General features: G+C 60.1%; 27 protein-coding genes. 12 read left to right on the forward strand and 15 right to left on the reverse strand.

The features are described from left to right. Window positions 1–126: 126 nt before the first annotated feature. The gene (locus ACD590_RS19295) at window positions 127–876 is read right to left on the reverse strand and encodes a hypothetical protein (protein ID WP_047622386.1); all 750 of its coding nucleotides are present in this window, start codon (window positions 874–876) and stop codon (window positions 127–129) included. A gap of 179 nt (window positions 877–1055) precedes the next feature. Here ACD590_RS19295 and ACD590_RS19300 point away from each other — a divergent pair, with 179 nt between their 5' ends. From ACD590_RS19300 to ACD590_RS19330, 7 genes are all read left to right on the forward strand, one after another. Beyond that, window positions 1056–1964 carry a LysR family transcriptional regulator gene (locus ACD590_RS19300; protein WP_018446011.1) on the forward strand — a complete coding sequence of 303 codons (909 nt, stop codon included), beginning with the start codon at window positions 1056–1058 and terminating at the stop codon, window positions 1962–1964. A gap of 116 nt (window positions 1965–2080) precedes the next feature. After that, on the forward strand, window positions 2081–3241 hold the full coding sequence (locus tag ACD590_RS19305) for an ABC transporter substrate-binding protein (protein ID WP_018446010.1): 1161 nt from the start codon (window positions 2081–2083) through the stop codon (window positions 3239–3241). 232 nt (window positions 3242–3473) lie between these two features. Beyond that, window positions 3474–4460, forward strand: a complete 987-nt coding sequence (locus tag ACD590_RS19310; protein WP_439003182.1) for an ABC transporter ATP-binding protein — start codon at window positions 3474–3476, stop codon at window positions 4458–4460. Then, a complete protein-coding gene (locus tag ACD590_RS19315; protein WP_018446008.1) occupies window positions 4457–5419 on the forward strand; it encodes an ABC transporter permease in 963 nt (320 codons plus the stop codon). Before ACD590_RS19310 ends, ACD590_RS19315 begins: the two co-directional genes overlap by 4 nt. Continuing rightward, complete coding sequence (locus ACD590_RS19320; protein ID WP_130653081.1) at window positions 5409–6221, forward strand: ABC transporter permease; 813 nt, start codon at window positions 5409–5411, stop codon at window positions 6219–6221. Before ACD590_RS19315 ends, ACD590_RS19320 begins: the two co-directional genes overlap by 11 nt. Before the next feature lie 13 nt (window positions 6222–6234). Then, window positions 6235–7662 carry a gamma-aminobutyraldehyde dehydrogenase gene (locus tag ACD590_RS19325; RefSeq protein ID WP_130717914.1) on the forward strand — a complete coding sequence of 476 codons (1428 nt, stop codon included), beginning with the start codon at window positions 6235–6237 and terminating at the stop codon, window positions 7660–7662. A gap of 150 nt (window positions 7663–7812) precedes the next feature. Next, entirely contained in the window at window positions 7813–7986 is a 174-nt protein-coding gene (locus tag ACD590_RS19330; RefSeq protein ID WP_003552965.1) for a DUF1328 domain-containing protein, read from the forward strand. A gap of 129 nt (window positions 7987–8115) precedes the next feature. Here ACD590_RS19330 and ACD590_RS19335 read toward each other — a convergent pair whose 3' ends face one another. From ACD590_RS19335 to ACD590_RS19370, 8 genes are all read right to left on the reverse strand, one after another. Beyond that, window positions 8116–8775 carry a DUF3313 domain-containing protein gene (locus ACD590_RS19335; protein WP_439003183.1) on the reverse strand — a complete coding sequence of 220 codons (660 nt, stop codon included), beginning with the start codon at window positions 8773–8775 and terminating at the stop codon, window positions 8116–8118. A gap of 166 nt (window positions 8776–8941) precedes the next feature. After that, window positions 8942–10318 carry a sensor histidine kinase gene (locus ACD590_RS19340; RefSeq protein ID WP_439003184.1) on the reverse strand — a complete coding sequence of 459 codons (1377 nt, stop codon included), beginning with the start codon at window positions 10316–10318 and terminating at the stop codon, window positions 8942–8944. Beyond that, on the reverse strand, window positions 10315–11055 hold the full coding sequence (locus tag ACD590_RS19345; RefSeq protein ID WP_439003185.1) for a response regulator: 741 nt from the start codon (window positions 11053–11055) through the stop codon (window positions 10315–10317). Before ACD590_RS19345 ends, ACD590_RS19340 begins: the two co-directional genes overlap by 4 nt. A gap of 231 nt (window positions 11056–11286) precedes the next feature. Beyond that, on the reverse strand, window positions 11287–11565 hold the full coding sequence (locus tag ACD590_RS19350) for a hypothetical protein (protein ID WP_439003186.1): 279 nt from the start codon (window positions 11563–11565) through the stop codon (window positions 11287–11289). 194 nt (window positions 11566–11759) lie between these two features. Next, complete coding sequence (locus ACD590_RS19355) at window positions 11760–12251, reverse strand: hypothetical protein (RefSeq protein ID WP_439003187.1); 492 nt, start codon at window positions 12249–12251, stop codon at window positions 11760–11762. A gap of 123 nt (window positions 12252–12374) precedes the next feature. Next, window positions 12375–12824: a DoxX family protein gene (locus tag ACD590_RS19360; protein ID WP_439003188.1), complete on the reverse strand. Its 450-nt coding sequence runs from the start codon at window positions 12822–12824 to the stop codon at window positions 12375–12377. Between the two features lie 57 nt (window positions 12825–12881). Continuing rightward, window positions 12882–13346 carry a tetratricopeptide repeat protein gene (locus tag ACD590_RS19365; RefSeq protein ID WP_439003189.1) on the reverse strand — a complete coding sequence of 155 codons (465 nt, stop codon included), beginning with the start codon at window positions 13344–13346 and terminating at the stop codon, window positions 12882–12884. A gap of 20 nt (window positions 13347–13366) precedes the next feature. Next, window positions 13367–14341, reverse strand: a complete 975-nt coding sequence (locus ACD590_RS19370; RefSeq protein ID WP_439003190.1) for an MBL fold metallo-hydrolase — start codon at window positions 14339–14341, stop codon at window positions 13367–13369. A gap of 303 nt (window positions 14342–14644) precedes the next feature. Here ACD590_RS19370 and ACD590_RS19375 point away from each other — a divergent pair, with 303 nt between their 5' ends. Both ACD590_RS19375 and ACD590_RS19380 read left to right on the forward strand, forming a co-directional pair. Then, on the forward strand, window positions 14645–15397 hold the full coding sequence (locus ACD590_RS19375) for a sigma-70 family RNA polymerase sigma factor (RefSeq protein WP_439003191.1): 753 nt from the start codon (window positions 14645–14647) through the stop codon (window positions 15395–15397). Next, window positions 15394–16194, forward strand: a complete 801-nt coding sequence (locus ACD590_RS19380) for an anti-sigma factor family protein (protein WP_439003192.1) — start codon at window positions 15394–15396, stop codon at window positions 16192–16194. Before ACD590_RS19375 ends, ACD590_RS19380 begins: the two co-directional genes overlap by 4 nt. A 54-nt stretch (window positions 16195–16248) precedes the next feature. On the opposite strand, the gene ACD590_RS19385 is transcribed toward ACD590_RS19380, so the two are convergent. Beyond that, window positions 16249–16917, reverse strand: a complete 669-nt coding sequence (locus tag ACD590_RS19385; protein WP_018243647.1) for a DUF1345 domain-containing protein — start codon at window positions 16915–16917, stop codon at window positions 16249–16251. Between the two features lie 93 nt (window positions 16918–17010). Continuing rightward, window positions 17011–17976 (reverse strand): transaldolase, encoded by a 966-nt coding sequence (gene tal, locus ACD590_RS19390; RefSeq protein WP_439003193.1) that lies wholly within the window; start codon window positions 17974–17976, stop codon window positions 17011–17013. Between the two features lie 405 nt (window positions 17977–18381). Between tal and ACD590_RS19395 the strand changes: the two genes are divergently transcribed. After that, a complete protein-coding gene (locus tag ACD590_RS19395; RefSeq protein ID WP_018243649.1) occupies window positions 18382–19407 on the forward strand; it encodes a sugar-binding transcriptional regulator in 1026 nt (341 codons plus the stop codon). A 35-nt stretch (window positions 19408–19442) separates the two neighbouring features. Here the strand turns inward: ACD590_RS19395 and ACD590_RS19400 are convergent, their stop codons facing one another. Beyond that, complete coding sequence (locus ACD590_RS19400; protein ID WP_028733924.1) at window positions 19443–20315, reverse strand: methylated-DNA--[protein]-cysteine S-methyltransferase; 873 nt, start codon at window positions 20313–20315, stop codon at window positions 19443–19445. Window positions 20316–20495: 180 nt separating this feature from the next. Further along, window positions 20496–20993 carry a DUF2244 domain-containing protein gene (locus tag ACD590_RS19405; RefSeq protein ID WP_439003560.1) on the reverse strand — a complete coding sequence of 166 codons (498 nt, stop codon included), beginning with the start codon at window positions 20991–20993 and terminating at the stop codon, window positions 20496–20498. Between ACD590_RS19405 and nth the strand changes: the two genes are divergently transcribed. Beyond that, window positions 20992–21798 carry an endonuclease III gene (gene nth, locus ACD590_RS19410; protein ID WP_018243652.1) on the forward strand — a complete coding sequence of 269 codons (807 nt, stop codon included), beginning with the start codon at window positions 20992–20994 and terminating at the stop codon, window positions 21796–21798. The genes ACD590_RS19405 and nth overlap by 2 nt on opposite strands. Here the strand turns inward: nth and ACD590_RS19415 are convergent. Continuing rightward, the gene (locus ACD590_RS19415; RefSeq protein WP_018445990.1) at window positions 21763–22341 is read right to left on the reverse strand and encodes a TetR/AcrR family transcriptional regulator; all 579 of its coding nucleotides are present in this window, start codon (window positions 22339–22341) and stop codon (window positions 21763–21765) included. The two genes, nth and ACD590_RS19415, sit on opposite strands and share 36 nt — an antisense overlap. Before the next feature lie 83 nt (window positions 22342–22424). Here ACD590_RS19415 and ACD590_RS19420 point away from each other — a divergent pair, with 83 nt between their 5' ends. Then, window positions 22425–22850 (forward strand): VOC family protein, encoded by a 426-nt coding sequence (locus ACD590_RS19420; RefSeq protein ID WP_334545094.1) that lies wholly within the window; start codon window positions 22425–22427, stop codon window positions 22848–22850. Between the two features lie 272 nt (window positions 22851–23122). On the opposite strand, the gene ACD590_RS19425 is transcribed toward ACD590_RS19420, so the two are convergent. Further along, a complete protein-coding gene (locus ACD590_RS19425) occupies window positions 23123–23836 on the reverse strand; it encodes a sulfate transporter family protein (protein ID WP_334545095.1) in 714 nt (237 codons plus the stop codon). Window positions 23837–23869: the final 33 nt, after the last annotated feature.

Raw genomic sequence — 23869 nt, forward strand, 5'->3', positions numbered from 1 at the left:
ATTCCTTAAATCGGGATCGATTTAAGGATAAATTATGCAGCAACTCAAAGTGCTACAGCGTCCTTTGCGCGTCCGAAAAGACGCGCGGCGCTGTAGCCGGCACTCCGCTTTTTTCATGCTGTTCGTTCAATGGGCCTTAGATGGTGCAGTTTCCGCCGGCGGCTCTTCGGCCGGCGCTTCCGCCACCACATCGGCACCCGCGTTCTCGGCAGGCGCCGCTTCGCTTTCGGCTGCCGGTGCTGCGCCATGTGCGCCGCCTGCCGGCTTCTTTTCCTTGCCCTTTTCCCCGTTCTTCGTCGAGCCAACCGCGACCGGGTCGACGCAATCCTCGGGGTCCTTGAAACCAGCGCTGATCATGGCGATCTCGTCGAGTGGCATCTCAATCCGCTCGCCGAAGAACAGCCCGTTTTCACTGGCCTTGCCGTCGTAGTAGCGCGCCGTATAGGACTTGTCGTCGAGGCCGGGAACGGTCTTGTCGGGATGCGGGATATAGACGACATCGGCGCCGATCGCCCGGCCGCGAATATCCGCACGCAAGGTCGGGCCGTTCTCGTCGAGCACCACCACCTGGACCAGATCCGGCTTCTGCGCGGCATAAACGGCCTGGGCGACACGAAGCGCGGTCTTGACGCGCGTCATCCCGTCGGTCGGTTCGGTTTTGATGTATTTGCGCACCCAGACGTGGTCCTGCTTCCGGATCGTCACCAGGTTGACGTCGCTGCATTCGAGCCCGTAGCCACCACCAGTTGCACCGATCAGCCTGTCCTTGCCGACATAGACCGCCGCACCGCCGGAAACGCCCGCCAGAAGAGCGACTCCACCGATGATGATTGCCAATTTCCGGGAAGGCCGGAAGATGCGCAGTAAGGCCTTCACGCCAACTGCTCCGCCATCTGAAACTCCAACGCAGGACAAGTGTTGAGAACGCTAAAGAAATGACGTTTCCGAAAGTTTAAGTGGGCGTGTGAAGCCTGCGCCATTTTGAGAAAACACCAAAAAAGGTCCGCTTTTTTGGGTCGCTTGCCACGGCCTATTCCGCCATGCTCTAAACGCCCATGGCCTTCACGCTTCGCCAGGTTCAATATTTCGTCGCCGTCGCCGAACAGGGTTCGGTGACGCGAGCCGCACAGAACCTTTCGATCTCGCAATCCTCGGTGACGGAAGCACTAAAGGAGCTCGAAACCGACCTCGGCGTCGAACTCTTCGAGCGCCATCCGCGCGGCCTGACGATCACCCATAACGGCCACCAGTTCCTGCGTCATGCGACGAAGATCCTGGCCTCCGTCTCCGATGCAAGGACCAGCTTTTCCGGCCAGCAAAGCGCCCTCTCCGGCACGCTGAACATCGGCGTCACTTCGCTCGTCGCCGGCTACGTCCTCTCCGACCTGCTGGCGCGATATCGGCGCGCCTGTCCGGGCATCGAGGTCAGCGCCATCGAGGACAATGGTGGTTACCTCGAACATCTCCTGGTCGGCGGCGAACTTGATGTCGCCGTCATGGTGATATCAAACCTGCGCGACCGCATGGCGCTGCAGGCGGAGATCTTGGAAACCTCGCCCTATCGACTATGGCTGCCGATGGGCCATCCCTTGGTATCGGCCGACATCATCTCGGTCGCCGACATCGCCCGCGAACCGCTGATCATGCTGACGGTCGACGAAATCGAGGAGAATACCGGCAAGCTGCTCTCAGCACTCGGCGCCCGCCCGCATGTCGCCTTCCGCACCCGCTCGGTGGAGGCGGTGCGCAGCCTGGTTGCAACAGGCGCTGGCGTGGCTCTGCTTCCCGATCTCGTGTACCGTCCATGGTCGCTGGAAGGCGACCGCATCGAGAGCCGCGACGTCTCCGGTTCGCTGCCGGTCGTCCAGGTCGGCATGGTCTGGCGCAAGGGCTCCAGCCTGCCGCAGGCGGCGCGCGACTTCGTCGGTATCGCCGAAACCTTAAGATCCGGCCGCATCCGCTGATATCGGAATTTCCGATACCGTCTTTCTGATAAATGAATTTGCGAAAGCGGCTTTTTCGCGTCACCTTTTCATCCGGGAACAAACCGCCACAGAAGTGGCAAACCGGGAGACGGATGATGACGAATCTGTTGAAATCCTGCACGGCGGCGCTCACCTGCCTGAGCTTCGCGACGCAGGTGATCGCCGCCGAACCGCTGAAGGCCTTGGGCAAGGGCGAAGGCGCGGTCAGCATTGTCGCCTGGGCCGGCTATATCGAACGCGGCGAAACCGACAAGAACTACGACTGGGTCACCGATTTCGAAAAGGAGACCGGCTGCAAGGTTTCCGTCAAGACCGCCGCCACTTCGGATGAAATGGTGTCGCTGATGAACGAAGGGGGCTTCGATCTTGTCACGGCATCGGGCGACGCCTCGCTCCGTCTCATCGCCGGCAAGCGTGTACAGCCGATCAACACCGATCTGATCCCGAGCTTCAAGACCGTCGACGAGCGCCTGCAGAACGGACCGTGGTATACGGTCGGTGGCGTGCATTACGGCGTGCCCTATCTCTGGGGACCGAATGTCCTGATGTACAATACCGATGCCTTCAAGGACAAGGCGCCGACCAGCTGGAACGTCGTCTTCGAGGAGCAGACACTGCCCGACGGCAAGTCCAACAAGGGCCGCGTCCAGGCCTATGACGGCGCGATCTACATCGCCGATGCCGCCATCTACCTGATGGCCCACAAGCCGGATCTCGGCATCAAGGACCCATACGAGCTGAACGAGGACCAGTACAAGGCCGCCCTCGACCTGTTGCGCGGCCAACGCAAGCTCGTCTCCCGCTACTGGCACGACGCGATGATCCAGATCGACGACTTCAAGAACGAAGGCGTCGTCGCCTCCGGCTCCTGGCCTTTCCAGGTGAACCTGCTGCAGGCCGACAAGCAGAAGATCGCCTCCGCTTTTCCGGATGAAGGCGTCACCGGCTGGGCCGACACCACCATGCTGCATGCCGACAGCGAACATCCAAACTGCGCCTATATGTGGATGGAACATTCGCTGAAGGCCAAGGTCCAGGGCGACGCCGCCGCCTGGTTCGGCGCCGTGCCCTCCGTTCCTGCGGCCTGCAAGGGCAATGAACTGATGGGGGATAGCGGCTGCGCCACCAACGGCTTCGATCACTTCGACAAGATCAAGTTCTGGAAAACCCCTGTCGCCAAATGCACGACGCAGGGCGAATGCGTGCCCTATCATCGCTGGGTGTCGGATTATATCGGCGTGATCGGCGGACGGTGACTTGCGTTCTCACTGAGGGGACTGTTGTAGCGTAAGACCCCTTCCCAACCCCTCCCCACAAGGGGGAGGGGCTTCAGCGGCGCCGCCTCGTCCCTGCTGTATGCAGCAGTAAGGTTGTATCCGGAGGGTGCTGAAGGTTAAGTCCCTCCCCCTTCTGGGGAGGGGTTGGGGAGGAGTTTTTGCGTCTGCAAGAATCTCACCCGTTCAGTGCATCTCAAGACCCGGAGCCCTCATGACATCCGCCGTCCGTTTCCAACAGGTATCACGCCATTTCGGCCAGGTTCGCGCCGTCGACGGCGTCGATCTCGAGATCGCGCCCGGCGAATTCTTTGCCATGCTCGGGCCATCCGGCTCCGGCAAGACGACGTGCCTGAGATTGATCGCCGGCTTCGAGCAGCCGACCGCGGGCCATATCCAGATCTTCGGCGAGACGGCAGACGGCGTTCCGCCCTATCGCCGCAACGTCAACACCGTGTTCCAGGACTATGCGCTCTTTCCGCATCTCAACATCCTCGACAATGTTGCCTATGGGCTGATGGTCAAGGGCGTCGGCAAGGCGGAGCGGATGAAGGCGGCAGGCGATGCCCTCGAACTCGTCAAGCTGCCGGGCTACGGCGCCCGCCGCCCCGGTCAGTTGTCCGGCGGCCAGCGGCAGCGCGTGGCGCTCGCCCGCGCGCTCGTCAACAAGCCGAAGGTGCTGCTGCTCGACGAGCCGCTCGGCGCGCTCGACCTGAAGCTGCGCGAGCAGATGCAGGAAGAATTGAAGAGCCTGCAGCGCGCGCTCGGCATCACCTTCGTCTTCGTCACCCACGATCAGGGCGAGGCTCTGTCCATGGCCGACCGCGTCGCCGTCTTCAACAATGGCAACATCGTCCAGCAAGGCACGCCGCAGGATATCTACCGCTGCCCGAAGACCCGCTTCGTTGCCGATTTCGTCGGCTCGTCGAACGTCATCGCGCCTGATCTGATGGCCTTGCTCGGCGGCGAGAAACGCTGGGCGAGCCTCCGCCCCGAGGCGATCCGGCTGGCAAGCGATGGCGTCGAGGCGAAAGTCGAAAATGCAAGCTTCCTCGGCGCGGCGACGCGTCTCAGCGTCGACCTCAAGGGCAGCCGGCTGCATGTCATGCTGCCGGCCGGCGTGCCAGTGCCGGATCTCGGCACCGGTATCCGCCTCGCCTGGCAACCGGCCGATATCCACTACATGGATGATGCGGCATGACGGCGCTCACCATCACAGGCGGCAAGACTTCGATCCTTCCGGGGCGTGGCGGTTTCTTCGGCCAACTGTCGGATGCCTTCTGGCGGCACCCGAAGCTCTTGCTCTTCCTGATGCTGACGCCGCCGCTGCTCTGGCTCGGCATCATCTATATCGGCTCATTGATCGCCCTGCTTCTGCAGAGCTTCTTCTCGATCGACGATTTCTCCGGGCTGGTGAATACTGAATTCACCCTCTCGACCTATGCGCAACTGCTGAATCCTGCGAATTTCGACATCATCATCCGCACCCTGGTGATGTCGGCGCTGGTCACCGCCGCCGCCGCCCTGATCGGCTTCCCGATCGCCTATTATGCGGCGCGTTATGCGCAAGGCAAATGGAAGGCGCTCTTCTATCTCGGCGTCATGCTGCCGCTCTGGTCGAGCTATCTCGTCAAGATCTACGCCTGGAAACTAATCCTCGCCAAGGAGGGCATCCTCACCTGGATCTTCGAAAAGCTCCATCTCTCCTGGCTGCTTGATGCCATCCTGAACCTGCCCGTCATCGGCGGAAACTCACTGTCGGTCAGCTACCTCGGCACCTTCATCGTCTTCGTCTATATCTGGCTCCCCTATATGATCCTGCCGACGCAGGCGGCCCTCGAGCGGGTGCCCGGCAACCTGATCGAGGCCTCGGCGGATCTCGGCGCCACGCCGCGCCAGACCTTCCGCACCGTGCTCCTGCCGTTAGCGCTCCCCGGCATCGTCGCCGGTTCGATCTTCACCTTCTCGCTGACATTGGGCGATTACATCATCCCGCAGATCATCGGCTCGTCCAGGCTCTTCATCGGCCAGGCGGTCTATGCCCAGCAGGGAACGGCCGGCAATGTGCCGCTCGCCGCCGCCTTCTCCGTCGTGCCGATCGTCATCATGGCGCTTTATCTGTCGCTCGCCAGGAAATTGGGGGCTTTCGATGCGCTCTGACCACAGGACATCGCCACTGACCTTGAAGATCGCCGCAGCCGTCGGATTGCTCTTCCTGCACCTGCCGATCCTGCTGATCTTCGTCTATGCCTTCACGACCGAGGAGAAGAGCTATCAGTGGCCGCCGCCCGGGCTGACGCTGCAATGGTTTGCCGTCGCCTGGAACCGGCCGGACGTCTGGTCGGCGCTTGGCCTTTCCGTGCAGGTCGCCGTCATCGCCACCGCGATCGCGCTGGTCCTCGGCACGCTCTGTGCTGCAGCCGTCAGCCAGACGAAGTTCTTCGGCCGCGAGGCGATCTCGCTGCTGGTAATCCTGCCGATCGCCCTTCCCGGCATCATCACCGGCATTGCCCTGCGCTCCGCCTTCAGCCTGTTCGACATCCCGTTTTCGGTCTGGACCATCGTGCTCGGCCACGCCACCTTCTGCGTGGTCGTCGTCTACAACAATGCGGTCGCTCGCTTCCGCCGCACATCCGGCTCGCTGATCGAGGCCTCGATGGATCTCGGCGCCGACGGCTTCCAGACCTTCCGTCATGTCATCCTGCCGAATATCGGCACCGCTCTTCTTGCCGGCGGCATGCTTGCCTTCGCCCTGTCTTTCGACGAGGTCATCGTCACCACCTTCACCGGCGGCCAGCAATCGACCTTGCCGATCTGGATGCTCGAGGAACTCATCCGCCCGCGCCAGCGCCCTGTCACCAATGTGGTCGCCATGGTCGTGGTGCTCGTCACCTTCCTGCCAATCCTGGCAGCCTATTACCTCACCCGCGATGGCGACCAGATCGCCGGCGCTGGCAAATAACAGGGAGAACATCATGGATATCCAAATGCTGATCGGTTCCCGCTTCGAAAGAGGCACGGAGACGGAAGAGCACATCCTGAACCCGAAGACGGGCGAGACAGTGATCGACCTTCCGGAAGCCTCGCTCTCCCAGGTCGACGCCGCCGTCGATGCCGCCGAAAAAGCCTTCACAAGCTGGTCGCAGACGACGCCTGGCGAGCGTTCCGGCTACCTGCTGAAGATCGCCGACGCGATCGAGAAGGATGCCGTCGGCTTCGCCACACTGGAGGCTTTGAACTGCGGCAAGCCGATCAATGCCGTGCTGAACGACGAAATCCCGGCGATCGTCGATTGTTATCGCTTCTTCGCCGGCGCCGTGCGCAACCTGCACGCACCGGCGGCCGGCGAATATCTGCCCGGCCACACCTCGATGATCCGCCGTGACCCGATCGGCATCGTCGGCTCGATCGCGCCGTGGAACTATCCGCTGATGATGATGGCCTGGAAGCTGGCGCCGGCCATCGCCGGCGGCAATACCGTCGTCTTCAAGCCTTCGGAGCAGACGCCGCTGACGGCGCTGAAGATGGCCAAGCTGCTCTCCGGGATCCTTCCCGAAGGCGTCGTCAACGTCATTCTCGGCCGTGGCGAAAGTGTCGGCAACGCCCTGATCAATCATGCCAAGATCGGCATGATCTCAATCACCGGCGATGTCGCAACCGGCAAGAAGGTGCTGCAGGCCGCTGCCAAGACCGTCAAACGCACCCATCTGGAACTCGGCGGCAAGGCCCCGGTCATTGTCTTCGACGATGCCGATATCGATGCCGTCGTCGCAGGCATCCGCACCTTCGGCTATTACAATGCTGGCCAGGATTGCACGGCCGCCTGCCGCATCTATGCCGATGCCAAGGTCTACGACAATTTCGTCGCCGACCTCTCCTCGGCCGTCTCGAGCATCCGCTTCAACCAGGTCGACGATACCGAAAACGAGATCGGCCCGCTGATCTCCAGGCGCCAGCGCGACCGCGTCGAGAGCTTCGTCGCCCGTGCTTCCGAGCACAAGCACATGGAGATCACTGCCGGCGGCAAGGTCTCCGGCGACAAGGGCTTCTTCTTCACGCCGACCGTCATTGCAGGCGCCCTGCAAGACGACGAAATCGTCCGCCGCGAGGTCTTCGGCCCGGTCGTCTCGGTCACCCGCTTCTCCGATGCCGATGATGCCGTTGCCTGGGCAAACGACAGCGATTACGGCCTGGCCTCCTCCGTCTGGACCAAGGATATCGGCCGCGGCATGAAGACCGCCGCCCGCCTGCAATATGGCTGCACCTGGATCAACACGCATTTCATGCTGGTCAACGAGATGCCGCATGGCGGCCTCAAACAGTCGGGCTACGGCAAGGACATGTCGGTCTACGCACTGGAGGACTACACCGCCGTACGCCACGTGATGATCAATCACGGCTGAACCGGCGGGAAAAGCAAGGGTACGAAATTCGACGCAATGCCCATCAGTAGCACCGGGAGGTGCTTCACAGAGATCGCCGATCCATTCAAGCGATCTGGAACATTTTCCCGGTTGCTGCGTCTTTCCCAGGCAAACGCAAAGGATGATGTCATGCTGAAATGGGCTCTGATATTTTTCGTGATTTCGATCATCGCCGGCTTCTTCGGTTTCTCGGGCGTCTCCGCAGCTACCGCGACGATCGCACGCGTTCTTTTCGGCATCGCGCTGGTGATCTTCCTGATCTTCCTTGTCCTTGCGCTGATGGCCGGTCAGGCGATCCTCTGATCGGTTGCGGAGCTGCTTGAAGACATCGGGGCCGCATCACTTCTGCATGCGGCCCTTCCTCTCTGTTGTCGAACGTCTCGGCTAGTTCGGCCGTACATGGAACACGGCTAGGTCTTTTGCTCCTATCGCCTATTTCAACTCGGCAAGGAGAGCATCGGCACCTTTGCGGACGCCCACCATGGAGGCGTCCATCGCCCTGAAGCTTGCGCCGATATTCATCGCATTGGGATATTGCTTGGTGACATAGGAAGACAGGAGACGATTGCTCGCAGCATCATAGACCTCCACGGCATAATTCACCGAACCGGTCATCGAACCTTCTCGGCCGCGAGCGGCCTGGACGGTGTTGTACAATCCGCCTGCAACATCGATGCGGGTGACCGTTCCGAGTACCGCAGTCGTCGCCTTCGCCCCCGTCAACGTCAGATGCAATCTGAGCGTTGCCGGAGCGGGTGTGCTGACGATCGTAAAGCGCGTCTTCAATTTTTCGGTGAATTGAGCCTGCATGTAGTCGGCCAGGAAGGTCCTGTCTTTTCCCGGCAGCTTGCCGAACTGATTGTCGGGACCGTTATAGACGGTAACGGGATCGACGATGATCCTGCTGTACTGGCTCCAGTTGACTTTCGTCTGATAGCGATACGGCACGCGGCCGGTTTTATCCTCAGTGTTCGGCTGGAGCTGTGATGCCGAAGCAAGTCCGGAATAAACCGTGGGGTCAGGGGTCGTACATGCGGCAACGCTCGAACAGGCGAGCATCACTGCAACGCCGATTTTCAGATTTTTCATCAAGGACTTGGCTCCAGCTTTGGAAATGCCGAATGGCATGGGATCTGCTGGCACCGGTTTTATGGAATTCGAATGTTGCTGTGTTTGCTATGATATGCGGAAATGTTCGCGAGCCGTCTTTTGCTGCGAAGGCAGCGCGATGCGTGACGACGCCACGACGGGCAGTAAGTCAATGTGATGGAGGGATCGACGGCGAGCCTCCGGGCTGGATCCCCTGACGGGCGGGAAGATCGATCACGACGACCAGGCCGGTTGGCTTCCTGTCCCACAACGTCAATTGTCCATTGTGCGCTTTGGTGACGATCCCTTTGGCGATCGGAAGGCCGAGCCCAAGCCCAGAACCGCCTTTGGCACTGATCTGGCGGGATTTATCCACTTTGAAGAACGGCTCCAGAACTTTCGCCTTGGCCTCATCGGTCAAACCAGGGCCGTTGTCGCCCACCGATATTTTGATCCCGCCATCGCCGCTCTCTCGCAGATCGATTTCGACTTGCTTTGCATAACGAGACGCATTGTCAACCAGATTGGTAATTGCCCGAGTAAGGGCCTGAGGTTTGCAGATAAACGCCAGTCGCCGCGGACCCGTGAAGCTCACATCGATGCCCATGTCGGAGAAGTCTGTCGCAATCGTCTGCAGCAGGCTTGAGATATCGACCTTTCGATCAGCCTCCGCAGTGGATGCGTCTTTGAAATAGGCCAAGCACTCGTCGATCATGAAACTCAAGGTGGCGATATCGGTCAGCATCAGGCTGCGAAGCTCGGGCTCGCCGGAACGCTCGGCACGCATGCGCAATCTCGTCAGCGGTGTCCTGAGATCATGACCCACGCCACTCAGCATTCTTGTTCGATCCTCCGCCATGCTCTGGATTCGATCGCTCATGACGTTCAGCGATTCCGCCAGACTTCGAATCTCGGATGCGCCGTCCGGCTCGAAAGGCTTTTCCCAGCTGCCCTCCATGCTCGCTCGTTTTGCAGCCGCAGCAAAGCGCCTCAGAGGTTCGGTGATAAGCCGGCTGCTGAAATATGCGAGCAGCACCAATGGGATGACGATTTTCAGAAATCCGCTCACGGCTGCGGGAACGAACCACAAATGGCTCGAAAAAACCGGCAGTTGAAAGATGAGGGCGCGCTTGTCGTCAATTCCGACAGTCAGAATATCGGGGTGCGATTGACCCATGACGAAACGATGAAATGCCGCGAAGATATTGTCGGCGAGCAGTGTGTCGATACGCGCTACGAGCTCGTTTGGAGATATCATCCTCTGTTTGCTGGCAAGCGGCTGATCCGGGGGCAATTTTTCAACGCCAATACCGAGAGAAGCTGCTCTCGTGAGAACGGCGCCTTCATCTTGCGCTGAATTTGCCTGGGCAAATTGCTCCGCGACCATCGCCGCTCTGGCAGCAAACAGGCCATTTTGAAACCCGCGATCATGACGGCCGTAAATATAGGGCTCCATGGCGGTCGCCACCACGGAAACGAGCACGACAAGGAAGGTCGCCAATATGAGGATCTGGCTTTGGATCGAAGCTCGCCGGAAATTTCTCAAGAGAGACGCTCTACCTTGGATGCGAAGAGATAGCCCCCCAGCCGCACCGTCTTTATGAACGTCGGATCTTTCAGATTTGGCTCTATCTTTTGCCTGACCCGGCTGATGTGGGCGTCGATGCTGCGCTCGACCGGCCCCGCTGATCCGGCATGTGTCATCGACAAGAGCTGTTCACGCGTCAAAACCTTGTTGGGATTGCAGCAGAAGGCCAGGAGGATATCGAACTCCGCGGTTGTCATGGAAACCTGCGCTCCGTCGGCGTCGTGAAGTTGACGGCTTTTTGGATCGATGCGCCATCCCGAGAACGTCATCGGTCCAAGTGCTTCCTCCTGATGATGAGCATATGACGCTCTGCGGAGAATACTCTTGATGCGGGCCAGCAGCTCGCGGGAGTTGAATGGTTTCGTGACATAGTCATCGGCTCCGAGCTCCAGGCCGAGAATGCGGTCGATATCCTCCTGGAGTGCCGTCAGCATCAGGATTGGCACCGAGCACGACGCACGAAGCCGCCTGCAGATGCTGAAGCCGTCCTCGCCCGGCAACATCGCATCGAGGACGATGAGATCGAATTGCTGTCGCGCCATCATTCGATCCATAGCCGCGCCGCTCTCCACCGACGAGGCCTCGAAGCCGCTGGTTCGAACAAGGTCCACCAGCATATCTGCGATTGCGGGATCGTCTTCGACGATGAGGATATGAGCCTGATTGGGAACTGCCATTTCATATGCCATCGTCATTCGTTCTCTTGCCGGGAGATGTCTCTCGGCGCGAAACTACCACGTTTCACCGTGTCTACATCAGGCGGCCTCGACCACTGTCAACCGCCGTGGTTAATCTCCCGGACATCAGACACCACACGATCTGTCGCCGCGCCGACACGGCTTCGCCTTTAGGATATCGAGTATCGTGCAATGCTATATTCGATAATGTTGAGATATGTTGTGGGATTTCCGACACGGAGTCCGCCGTCAAAACTGCCCTTCGGGGTCGCCACTGACTTCCACACGGTCACCTCGGATTGCGCTATCGATGATGACGGTGGCGATGAAACACATCCGAACGACCAGCAGGCAAAAGAACACCAGAGAGACGATCGCCGTCGTGTAATGCTTCAACGCTGAGCGCTTCGGGAGCCGTGCGGTGAGCTTGTGGAGAACGTTTCTGGCGAGACGGCCGATCGCCACGAGCACGAACAATGCCGTGATGATATATCCGCTCGCTGACGCTGCCCCGAGCAACTGAAACATGAGAAGACACCCGCACCAAGTAAGAAGTTCTGGTTTCGGAATGATGCTTTCAAGCCGACGAAACCCGGTAGAAGGATGCCCATAGGATCCGTCGGAAACGTGGCCCAGCGTCGCCGGCCGGAGCGCGCGCGCCGGGTCATCGGGATCTGAATCAGGCGAAGACCGGTCTGTCGGCGATGAGAATGCGCCCACGTCTAATCGGCTCGTTCTGCGCTGGGCGCGGCGCGGCGACTTAACAGAAGAGATGTGGCAGCACGCCACCGGGATGCCTTCGCCTTGCCGGCAGTCACTGCCTCGTTTGCAGCCGGGGCTCTTTGAACAACAGCAATCCTGCTTGTCCTTGACTCCGTGAGGGCCGCGATCCTTCTTAGAAATGCATCGCTGTCGAATTCTTTCGAGGAGCGGACAGACTTTGTGGCCGACTGGACAGTGTGGAAGAACACCTCCAGATTGATGACCGGTATCGGCTTGATGTTTCGGACCATGTCGATATCCGATCGCATCGTTACGACCAGAAAATATCGGTCCGAACGCAACGAGTCGAAGAGTTCCGGCACCGCGGACACGGCCGCCGCAACATATCCGTTCCCATTCAATTTCGAGACGATGTCGCAGGCAGCGTCTTTTGCGAGAAAGACGAGAATTGGCTTTTGCTGATTGTTTTGCGCGGAATACATCACTGGCACACTCCTGACCTGTCGCCAAAAGTGTAGCCCGCATCGACGCTTCTGTTTGTTCGGTTTTATTCGGTTTTATTGCGCCACTGAGGGCTCGTGAAATTCATCAGGCCTTCGGATTTCGGTGCGCATTCACGACAACATCGCCCTGAGCCAAGGATGCATTCTGTTTGTTTGCTTTCTCAGCAGCTTGTCGATCGATATCGATCCCGCACCCGAAACCGCCAGGACGAACATACCGCCGGCAATCGCCAGGTCCTTCTCGAAATGCAGCAGCTCGTTCTGGCTCTCAAAATTCGTGTGAAAGAGCAAGGCGGTCGCCAGGCAGAAGAGCGCCAGCGCCAGTGCGCCAAGCCGGCTGAGGAGCCCTGTCGCAACGGAAAGGCCGGCGCCGATCTGAAGGGCAATGGTGGCAAGCGCGACCGGTGCCGACAGTCCCAGTTTCGCGAAAGTGTCGATGGTCGCGGTGATATCTGCCGCGAGTGACCAACCTTCGTGCAGGAAGATCAGTGACAGCAGAAGCCTGCCCAGGAGAAGAATAAGATCGGCCAGTCGGGGCCGGCTTGACGCGTTTTCCATCATACCCTCCAGTTAGAAGAGCAGGCGGCTCTCCCGCCTGTTCTTGCGTTCATATGCGGGTCAATTGCCGCCCTTGGCCGCGATGACCTCTTGCAGGTCTTCGAGTTCCTCGCAGCTGCTCGGACAAAGTTGCTTCAGCGATGACACCTGCTCCTCCGCCTTCGCCATCTCGCCCGTCTCGACATAGAGTTCGCCGAGATATTCACGCGCTGCCCTGTGATCTGGCTGCAGCTCTAGCGCCTTGGTGTAGTAGGTCAGCGACGTTCTGTAGTCGCCCGTCTTGCGCAGCGTATATCCCATCAGATTATAGACATCCGCCTGCTGGTTGTCTTCGGCAAGGCCGCGAAGCTCTGCCAACGCACCAGCATAGTCCCTGGCATCGATCTTGGCCCGCACCGAGGTCAGGTCGGGAGCGTCTGTCGATTGCATGTTGTCGACGGCAAAGGCGGGAAGCGCCGTCACCGCGGAAAGGCCTGCGGATATAGCGCAAAGCCAGATGTATCCGAGAATTGCATATTTCGTCATGGTGATCTCCTTTCGGCCCTTCAGGGCTGGATTGTCGGCGTGAAGCCATAGGCGCTTCCGTCCTTGACAAAGGTGCCGGAGCCAGGGAACGGGAAATGTGAGCCGCAAATCGCGATATCGTCGGCAATGATGCGGTCGACAAGACGGCGGCGCGTGTCGATGGCCGTTGGCCCATCCTGGTCGTAGCTGCCCTGCCATTCAGGATGGGGTGCGAGCAGCGCCGGCACATACATGATATCGGCCGAGACGAGCAGTTGCTTGCTGCCGGAGGCGACAAGATAGGTCGAATGGCCGGGCGTGTGACCGGGTGCGGCGACAAGCTGCACGCCGGGTGCGACTTCGGCGCCATCGGCGACGAGCTTCCAGTTCTTCCATTTCGGAAAGACCTCGGCGATGCGCTTGCCTGCCGGCTTGCGGCCTTCGGCGAGCTTTTCGACGCGGCCGGGCGCGGTCCACCAATTGTATTCGTCGGCATTGACGATGAACTCTGCATTCGGGAAGACGGGATTGTTGGTGCCCTTTTCCATCAGTCCCCAGACATGGTCGGGATGGAAATGCGAGATCATGATCGTATCGATCTTCTTGTAGTCAATCCCCGCCGCGGCCATGTTCGCCGGCAGATGGGTGGCATTTTCCTGCCACTGGCCGACGCCCGAGCCGGCATCCATCATGATCAGGCGGTTACCGAGCTTCAGGACCACGACAGTCAGCGGGATCGGCATGAACTCGGTGGTAAGCCCGGCTTTCGATAGCGCCTCCTTGGTATCCTCGATCGAGGCATTCTTGATGAAGGCCGGGTCATGCGGCTTTCTCCAGATGCCGTCGTAGATTGCCGTGATCTCGATATCGCCGACCTTGTATTTATAGAAGCCGACCGTCGGCTCCAGCGGTGTTGCAGCAAATGCCGGCATGACGAATTCAAGCTTCGACGACAGCCCGAATGCAGCGGCCGCAGCAGCCGACCCCAGGACGGCGCGACGTGACATGGTAAACATGAATATGCCTCCTCTTGTTGATGGCATTTCTGGTGACGAAGACGGCCATTGCTCAGATGTCCTCGCTGACGAACTAGATCGCCGGCAAGGAACGCTTATTCCCGATCTCCAGCGTTATTTCTTCAAGCGATTGAAAAACAAGCGTAATTTCTATCGCGCGCGACCGGTATCCCGCTGCGTGCAGAAAAATCGGCGCCGGCGTGGAATAAAACCGCGTGCCGACCGGTCTAGACGGCAAGGGACCGCATTGCATGCCTGCCGGTCTCACGCCTAAATTCGGCTGCTGTTGAGGCAGGGAGGAGGATGACAGACGCTCAGATCACCTATCCCGTCGGATCGACCGATTGGACGCTGCTGTTGGCCCGGCACGCGTCAAGAACCCGCATTCGGCCATCACCGCTAGCGGAGTTTCTCGGCGGCGTGGGCCGACTATTGCACCTCATGGTCTCGGAAAAATCGAGCAGCGATCCGATCGTTTCGACGGCGGATGCGACCATGCAGCACGAGTTCATGCAGCGCTTTCAAGATATGATCGTTCCGCATCTTGACGCGGCCTATAATTTTGCCCGCTTCCTCAGCCGCGACGCAGATGCCGCACAGGATATTGTGCAGGAAGCGTTCTTGCGCGCCTACCGCAATTTCGAAACCTATCGTGGCGGCGATCCGCGCGCGTGGCTCTTTGCCATCGTGAGGAACTGCTGCCATGTCTGGCGCCAGCAGGATCGCCGCAAGGCGCGGTTCGAGCAGCCTATGGGCAATGATGGCTATGCTGACCCTGATGAGGGTGGTGAGTACCAGATCGCCTCGGAGGAGGATTCGCCCGAGACAGAAACCATCCGGCGAAGCGAACAGCAGCGCGTGCGCGCTGTTATCAGCCGGCTGCCGGAGGCGATGCGGGAAATTCTTGTCTTGCGCGAGCTTGAGGATCTCTCCTACCGGCAGATCGCCGAGATCATCGATGCGCCGATTGGCACTGTCATGTCTCGGCTTGCCAGGGCGCGGCGTGACTTTGGCGAAGCCTGGGATGCATGCAACAAGAGCGAGACCGCAGGATGAGTGAAGTCCAACGGAAAAGCTGCCCGGAATGGCGCGTCATGCTGCACGGCTTTGTCGATGGCGAGCTGGATTCCGCCCATGCAGCGCAATTCGAGGATCATCTTGCCACCTGCGCGCATTGCAGGGCGGAGATGGAAAGGGTCCGTGCCGTGAGAGAGATCATCGATCAGGATGGCGTCAAGTGGCGACCGCCGGAGGCACTGCGTTCGCAGGTCCTGTCGATGTTGTCATTCGAACAGGCAGCGGCGGCGTCCAGCCTGCTCCCGCCGCGCCAGACGCCTGTCTGGCGCCGCGCCTTGGATTTCATTCGGCAATGGAGCTTCGTGCCTTCGCTCGCGGTGCTGGCGGCAGGCGCCATCCTATTTGTCAACGCGCCGTCGCAGACTGTGCTTTTGCAGGACCAGATCATGGCAAGCCATGTCAGGTCGATGATGGCCGATCATCTGACCGACGTGCTGACCTCGGATCAGCATACAGTAAAACCTTGGTTTAACGGCAAGATCGATTTTTCGCCGCCGGTCAGCGATCTCGCCAAGGATGGCTTTCCGCTGGTCGGCGGACGTGTCGACTATATCGGTGATCGCGCCGTTGCGGCCCTCGTCTACCGGCGCCATGGCCATGTCATCAACCTGTTCATCTGGCCGGCGGCATCGGCCGCGCAGACGACGGCGGTGCATGACGGCTACAACATGACGCAATGGTCGGATGGCGGGCTCGTGTTCTGGGCGATTTCGGATGTCGCCGCGGGCGACCTGGCCGAGTTCGAGTCCTTCTTCAGGGCGGCGGCGAGAGCATGATGCCTAAAAGTGTGAGCGGTTTTCGGATGACATCATGTTCTGCTTTTTGATGATCTAAAGCAGGCTCGCCCCGACATTGATCGCCAGCGCCAGGATCGTCGTATTGAACAGGAACGACAGCACGGCATGCAACAGCGTCAGCTTGCGCATGCTGGTCGAACTGACCGCGACATCCGCCGTTTGTGCGGCAACGCCGATGGTGAAGGAGAAATAGAGGAAATCCCAGTAGCCAGGCTCTTCGATCCCGTCAGGAAACTTAAGCCCGCCCTCCTCGTCCGCCCCGCCGTAAAAATAATGGGCATAGTGGATGGTGAAGAGCGTATGCAGGAAGATCCAGGAGATCAGGATCGTCAGAACCGCGGCACCTGCCCGTGCCAGCGCAACATCAGGTGCCGCCTCCTTGATCGAATGAAGCTCCAGGCCGATCCCGGCAATGCTGGCAAGTGCCGCACCGATCGAAAGAGCCAGCAGGACGGTGTCGGAGAAGTCGAGATCCGCGGAACGTTTCCGGATGCTTTCGACCGTCGCCCGTAGCATCTTGCGCCAGCTGAGAGCGACAAAAACGCCGGCGCTGACATTCCAGCCGAACAAGATGTTGCCTGCGCTGACGTCGCGCGACGTCAGAAGCAGGAAGACCACCAGTCCGGCAAGGGCGGCGATGATGAAGCTCGCATGCTTGTAGGCAAATGCCGCCAGCGAATTTGCTCGTTCCTCATCCGCCATATCGGTCTCCGGCAGCATATGCGCTTGATAACACCACGAAAAAGGCGCGCCTGCCAGCCGGCAGCCGCGCCTCCGAATGCATGCCGTGCCTTATCAGGCGGCGGCGAGCTGCAGTTCCTTCTGCACCATGGTGCGCAGCGTTCCCAGATCCTTGGCGAAGGCGCGGATGCCTTCGGCGAGTTTTTCCGTCGCCATCGCATCTTCGTTCATCATCCAGCGGAAGGTCTTCTCGTCGACCGAGACCTTCGGATCCGGCTTGCGGCTGTCCGGCGAGAGCTTGCGCTCCAGCTTGCCTTCATCCTTGGCCAGCTCGTCGAGCAGGTTCGGGCTGATGGTCAGGCGGTCGCAGCCGGCAAGGGCTTCGATTTCGCCGGCGCTGCGGAAGGAGGCGCCCATGACGATCGTCTTGATGTCGTTCGCCTTGTAGTAGTTGTAGATTTCACGGACGGAGATGACGCCCGGATCTTCCTCGGCAGTGTAGTCCTTGCCGGTCGACTTCTTGTACCAGTCGAGGATGCGGCCGACGAAGGGCGAGATCAGGAACACTTTGGCGTCGGCGCAAGCGATCGCCTGGGCCTTGCTGAAAAGAAGCGTCAGGTTGCAGTCGATGCCCTCCTTCTGCAGGACTTCCGCGGCGCGGATGCCTTCCCAGGTGGAAGCGAGCTTGATGAGGATGCGGTCCTGGCCGATGCCGCGATCCTTGTAGGCGGCGATGATTGCGCGCGCCTTGGCAAGCGAAGCCTCGGTATCGAAGGAAAGATCGGCGTCGACTTCGGTCGAGACGCGGCCTGGGACGAGCTTCACCAGGGCTGCGCCGACGGAGATGGCGAGACGATCGGCGATGGCTGATGAAACGGCTTCGGGATTGCCGCCCTGTTTCTTGCCCCAGGCGACGGCTTCCTTGATGGCGTCAGCAAACATCGGCGTGCCGAGAGCCTTGAGCACGATGCTCGGGTTCGTCGTGCAATCCACAGGCTTCAGGCGTGCGACGGCTTCGATGTCGCCGGTATCGGCGACCACGGTGGTAATCTCGCGGAGTTGGTCAAGCTTGGATGTCATGGTCAATAATCCTTGTTGAACTTGGGCTGCGACCGGCGCGAGTTCCGCCGGGCAAAGGTGATCTACCGACAGGTTGTTTGCATGCTGCAGGCGAAAATGCGCGCATCCGTCACGGATGATTCACAAACGTGAAGGACGGTAGCCGTGTTCCCGAACGCAAGCGATGCCGCTTGCGGCTGGAAGGCCGGTCGTGACTTTCGGCATGCCCGCACTATGTCCTCCTCGGACGGACAAGAACGACGTGTGTCACCCGGACTATCGCCATTCGCCTAACGAAAAGTCAAGGACATTTGTGCATTTCAATTGACATAAGTGTCACACCCGTCATTATCCCCGGCAACAAAAGCGTCGCTAAGGCCTTTCATCCCATGAGGGATCTAGGGCAGGAAATCGTGCGGAGGAGATGTGGTCAAGCTCAAACGCGGCACGCACACGGCCTATTCGGAGGCATCCTCGCTGCGGCTAAGGGCGGCATGGCTCTATTACAACGAGGGCCTGACCCAGAAGGACGTCGCCGAACAGCTCGGCATCAGCCGCACGACGGTGATCCGCCTGCTCGACGAGGCGATGAAGCGCAGCGAAGTCCAGATCTGGATCAACGATTCGATCGGGGACTGCGTTGAACTTTCGGTGAAGCTGGAGCGTGCCTATGGCCTCGACGAGGCGATCGTCGTCCCTGCGCCGGTCAATGGTGACGTCAATTCGCTGGCTAAAAATGTCGGCCTGGCGCTTGGCCAGTTCCTCTCCGAAGCCATCCCCGACGACTATACCATCGGCGTCGGCTGGGGCCGCACCATGACCGCCTCGCTGTCGAGCTTCCGGCCGCCGCGCCGCGCCAATTGCAAGGTCGTCTCGCTGCTCGGCGGCATCGTCGCCGTGCACCAGACGAACCCGATCGATTACACATGGCGGCTGGCAAACCAGCTCGGCGCCGAATGCTACATGTTCCTGGCGCCGCTTCTCGTCGATTCCATCGAGACCAAGCGCAATCTGATCGAGAAATGCGGGCTGGACACGATCTATCGCCTCGCCGAGAACCTCGATCTGGCGATCGTCAGCTGCGGCGATATCGGCCCGCATTCGACCTCGCTGTCGGAGGGCTGGATATCAAAGGCCGAGTTGCAGCAATTGATCGATGCCGGCTGCGTCTGCGACACGATGTTCAACTTCCTCGACAGGGACGGCAATTCGGTTGACCATTCGATCAATCGGCGCGTCATGTCCGTCGATCTCGACACGCTGAAGGAGGCCAAGCACATCGTGCTCTCCTCCGGCGGAGCCCATCGGGCCGTGGCAATCCGTGCGACGATCAAGCGCATCGGCTGCAACACGCTGATCACCGACGAAAGTGCTGCCCGGGCATTGCTGGAACTGGCCGAGACATCACCGTCTGCCACTTCTCCCCAGCAGGGAGAACTGCCGGAGCGATAAGCGGCGAACGACCCGCCTCCGCCCAGGAAACCCGCTCAGGCGTGCGCCGATTCCCAGCCGAGCATCGCCCGTTTGCGGGTGAGGCCCCAATGGTAGCCCGTCAGCGCGCCATTCTTGCCGAGCGCCCGATGGCAGGGCACCACGAAGGAGATCGGGTTTGCCCCGACCGCCGCACCAACGGCGCGTTGCGCCGTCGGCCGGCCGATATCGTTGGCGATATCGGAATAGGTGACCGCCTTGCCGAACGGGATTTTCAACAGGCTCTGCCAGACGCGCACCTGGAAGTCCGTGCCGATCAACACGACACGCAGCGGCTGGTCCGAGGACCATTTGCCGGGCTCGAAGATGCGAGCGGCATAGGGAACCGTCGCCTGCAGGTCTTCGACATATTCGGCATTCGGCCAGCGGCAAGTCATATCCTCGAGGCAGGCCCGCTCGTCGCCGGAATCGCTGAAGGCAAGGCCGGCAAGGCCGCGGTCGGTCACCATGATCAACGCCACGCCGAAGGGGCAGATGTGGAAGCCGTAGCGGATGGTGAGACCACCGCCCTTCGCCTTCCATTCTCCGGGCGACATCGCCTCATGCGTGACGAAGAGGTCGTGCAGGCGGCTCGGCCCGGAGAGACCGACCTCAATCGAGGTCTCGAGCAACGGCATGTCTTCCCCACGCAGCAATCGCTTGGCGTGGTCGAGCGTCACCGCCTGCAGGAAGCCCTTGGGCGACAGGCCGGCCCACCGGGTGAAGGTCTTCTGCAGCTGGGTCGGCGACTGGTTGAGCCGTGCCGCGATCGCCTCCAGCGAAGGCTGGTCGCGGTAATCCTCGGTGATGAGTTCGATTACCCGACGGACAATGTCATAATCAGGGCCGTCAGGCGTGATGTCTGTCTGCAGGTTGGCAATCATATTCATCGTCTTTCTCCTTGTCACAAGGAGATAGTCAATAGGGGGTGAGCAAACCACCCGATTCTTGCGTAGCCGCTGGATAGAGCAATTCCAGGAAAAGTGCGAAGCGGTTTTCCGTCCGGAATTGCGTAAAAGCAAAAGCTAGAGCGGTTCTGCGCTTCCGTGAAAAAGCTGAACCGCTCTAGCTCAGATCCGCTGCTTGACCGTCGCCAGTGCTCCCTTGAAGGCCTTGGCGAAGCTTTCGCGATCGTCGGGATTGAGGAAGGAGCCGATATTCGTGCGCCGACCCTCACCGAAGATATGCATGGAAAGAATGCCGATCTCCTGGTGCCGGCGAACGAGGAAGCGTGCCCAGAACGGATTGAAATGATGCTCTACCATCCGTCCCGATGGCGTAAACTTGCGCACCGACACGTCCATACGCGACACCGTCACCTGTTCGCGCGCTTTTCCGGAGCGGTAATTCAGCCAGAAGGCGCCGTAGAGAAGCACGAAATCCAGTCCGAAGAAGAAGCCGATCGGCCAGGCGCCTGTCGCGATGAAGAACATGCCGTAGAGGAAGCAGACGGCACCGGACAGGGCAAGCAGCACCTTGAAGCCCCGGCGGCCAAGTGACCGGTGGGGAAAGAGTTCGGCAGCGAAAACAGGCTGCTCGTTGGAGCTGTCGGCGTTGCTTTCCATCATGGCTGCTGAGTATAGAGTTTCCATGGCAAATCCGAAACTCAAATCCGTTACCAAGACGCCTCAGGATACGAAAGTGATCGTCAGCCGCAAATCGGCGGCAGCGGTGCGCACCGCCTATTCACTGGCCGAGCGAGAGGAAATCTTCCGTCGTTTCTCGGTGCAGCGGCCGGAACCGAGGGGCGAGCTCGAGCACACCAACCCCTTCACGCTCGTCGTCGCCGTGGCACTTTCGGCGCAAGCGACCGATGTCGGCGTCAACAAGGCGACGCGCGCGCTCTTCAAGGTTGCCGATACGCCGGAAAAAATGCTCGATCTCGGCGAGGAGCGGCTGCGCGATTACATCAGGACGATCGGCCTCTACCGCAACAAGGCGAAAAACGTTATCGCGCTCTCGCAGATGCTGGTCGACCAATTCGGCGGCAAGGTGCCGGAGACGCGCGACGAACTGGTGAGATTGCCGGGCGTCGGCCGCAAGACCGCCAATGTCGTGCTGTCCATGGCCTTCGGCCAGGCGACGATGGCCGTCGATACGCACATCTTCCGCATCGCCAATCGTATCAGGCTTGCCCCCGGAAAGACGCCAGACGAGGTCGAGGCGCGGCTGATGAAGGTGATCCCGAAGCATTACCTCTATCACGCCCATCACTGGCTGATCCTGCATGGTCGCTACACCTGCAAGGCGCGCCGGCCCGAATGCGAGCGTTGCGTCATTGCCGATCTCTGCAAATCGCCGGAGAAGAGTTGGGATGTGCCGGCGCCGCTCGTCGAGCTACCACCACAGATGATCGGCGAGGCCGTCGAGTAGAACAGCGATCGCCTGTTCGTACTGCCGCCTCTCAGCGCCCGCCTCTATCGCGATCGCCGCGCGATCGAAGGCCGCCGATAGCAGCGACGTCAGCGGTTCGAGCATAGCGCCGGCCTCCGGAAGCATGGCTGCAAGCCCTGCCCGCAGCGTCGCTTCCGCATTCTCTGCATCGATCGCCGCGGTCGCCGACAAGCCGAGAACGGCAGGTGCCTCGATCAGCAGCAGCCGCGTGCGCCCTTCCGCCCTCATCGCATCGAAATAGGCCGAGGCACCGGCGATCAGCGTGGCACGCGGCGCGTCGTAAGACGCCGAGCGCGCCTCGATGGCCTCGCCCACCGCTTTCGCCTCGCATTCGATAACCGCGCGAAAAAGCGCCCTCTTGTCTTCAAAATGATGATAGAGCGCGCCACGCGTGACACCTGCCGCCGCCACGATCTCCGGCGTCGCGGTTTCGGCATAACCTTTCTCGACGAAGAGACGCCGACCGGCGTCGATCAGCGCCTGTCTCGTCTGTTCCGTTCTCTCGCGATTGCTGCGGCTCATACGCTCTCTTTACATACAAACAGAATGTATGTTAATAGGCAAAAACATACAGATTGCATGTAAATGCAAAGGAGGAAAAAGAGATGAAATCGACGAGCTATTATCCTGTCATCATGACCGACGACGTTACCGGCACCGCCAGCTTCTATTGCACGCATTTCGGCTTCAAAGCTCTGTTCGAGAGCGACTGGTACGTTCACCTGCAATCGGCAGAGAATGAGCACATCGCGCTTGCCATCCTTGACAGCAGCCACGAGACCATCCCGACTATAGCCCGCGGCAAGGTGTCTGGCCTGCTCCTCAATTTCGAGGTCGCCGATGTCGATGCAATCTATGCAGCCTGCCGGAGCGCCGGCCTGCCAATTCTGAGAGAAATCCGCGACGAGGATTTCGGCCAGCGGCATTTCATCACTGCCGATCCGAACGGTGTGCTGATCGACATCATCAAGCCGATCCCGCCGAGCGCTGAATTTGCGGCGATGTACGACGTCTCCGCCCTGCCTGGTTGAGCCTTAGAGCCTTTCCGGGTTAGATTGAAGCATTCTGCCGGAGCAGGTTTTCGTCAGGGCAAAGGCGATTGGCGACGGGCATACCCCAAGGTACGTCCGAGCCGATCGCCTTTGACCTGACGGAAAGATGCCCGGCCCTTCGGGTTGGCTGAAACGGGCCGGCTGATCGACCGGCCGGCTTGGCCGTAGAACTGGGCTACGACGCGCGCCGGCCGGTCGACCATCCGACTCCGTTTGGCCAACAGAATGCTTCAATCTAACCCGGAAAGGCTCTAGGTCCGCAAACCGCTATCGCGTGCGGAAACCAGTTTGTGCAGATGCACCATCATGCCGGCGGCAAAAAGCGGTGTCAGCAGATTGACGATCGGGATCGCCAGAAAGAGGGCGATCACCAGCCCGCCGAGAAAGACGGTGGAGGCATGCTTGGCGCGGAAGAGCCGTGCCTGATCAGGAGAACGGGAGCGCATAGCGGCGAATTCGAAGAACTCCCGTCCGAGCAGATAGCCATTCACCAGAAAGAACGCGACCAGATTGACGCCGGGGATAAACAGCAACAACAATGCCACGATATTGCCGAGGATCACCACGCCGAGGAACTTGATCGAGCTTGCCATCGCCGGACCGAGCGGCATGGCGGTGCCCGGCGCGTCCTTGGGATAGTCGCGCTTTTCGATGACATCGGCGACATCGTCGAGAAACAGGCCGGCGATCAGCGCCGTCACCGGCGACAGCAGCAACGCCAGCATCAGCGCAAGGCCGATACCGGCAAGGATCGCGAAGAGGAAAGCGAGCCACCCCGCCCAATCTGGCATATCGGGAAAGAAGCCCGTGAGCCAGGGAAAGAGGAAGGCCATGAAGGCCCCGCGCAAAGCGAACCAGAGGCCGACGAGCACGAGAATCGTCAGGCCGAGCACCTTCCAGAAGACAGAACGTGTTTCCGATGCGAATAAATTGGCGAGCGAAAGTCGAGCGGCGTCAAGAATCATGTCTCAGGCGTCTCCGGTTGCGCCGAAGATGTA

The sequence above is a fragment of the Rhizobium sp. 862_C5_N1_2 genome (assembly GCF_051811205.1).
GTDB lineage: Bacteria > Pseudomonadota > Alphaproteobacteria > Rhizobiales > Rhizobiaceae > Rhizobium > Rhizobium leguminosarum.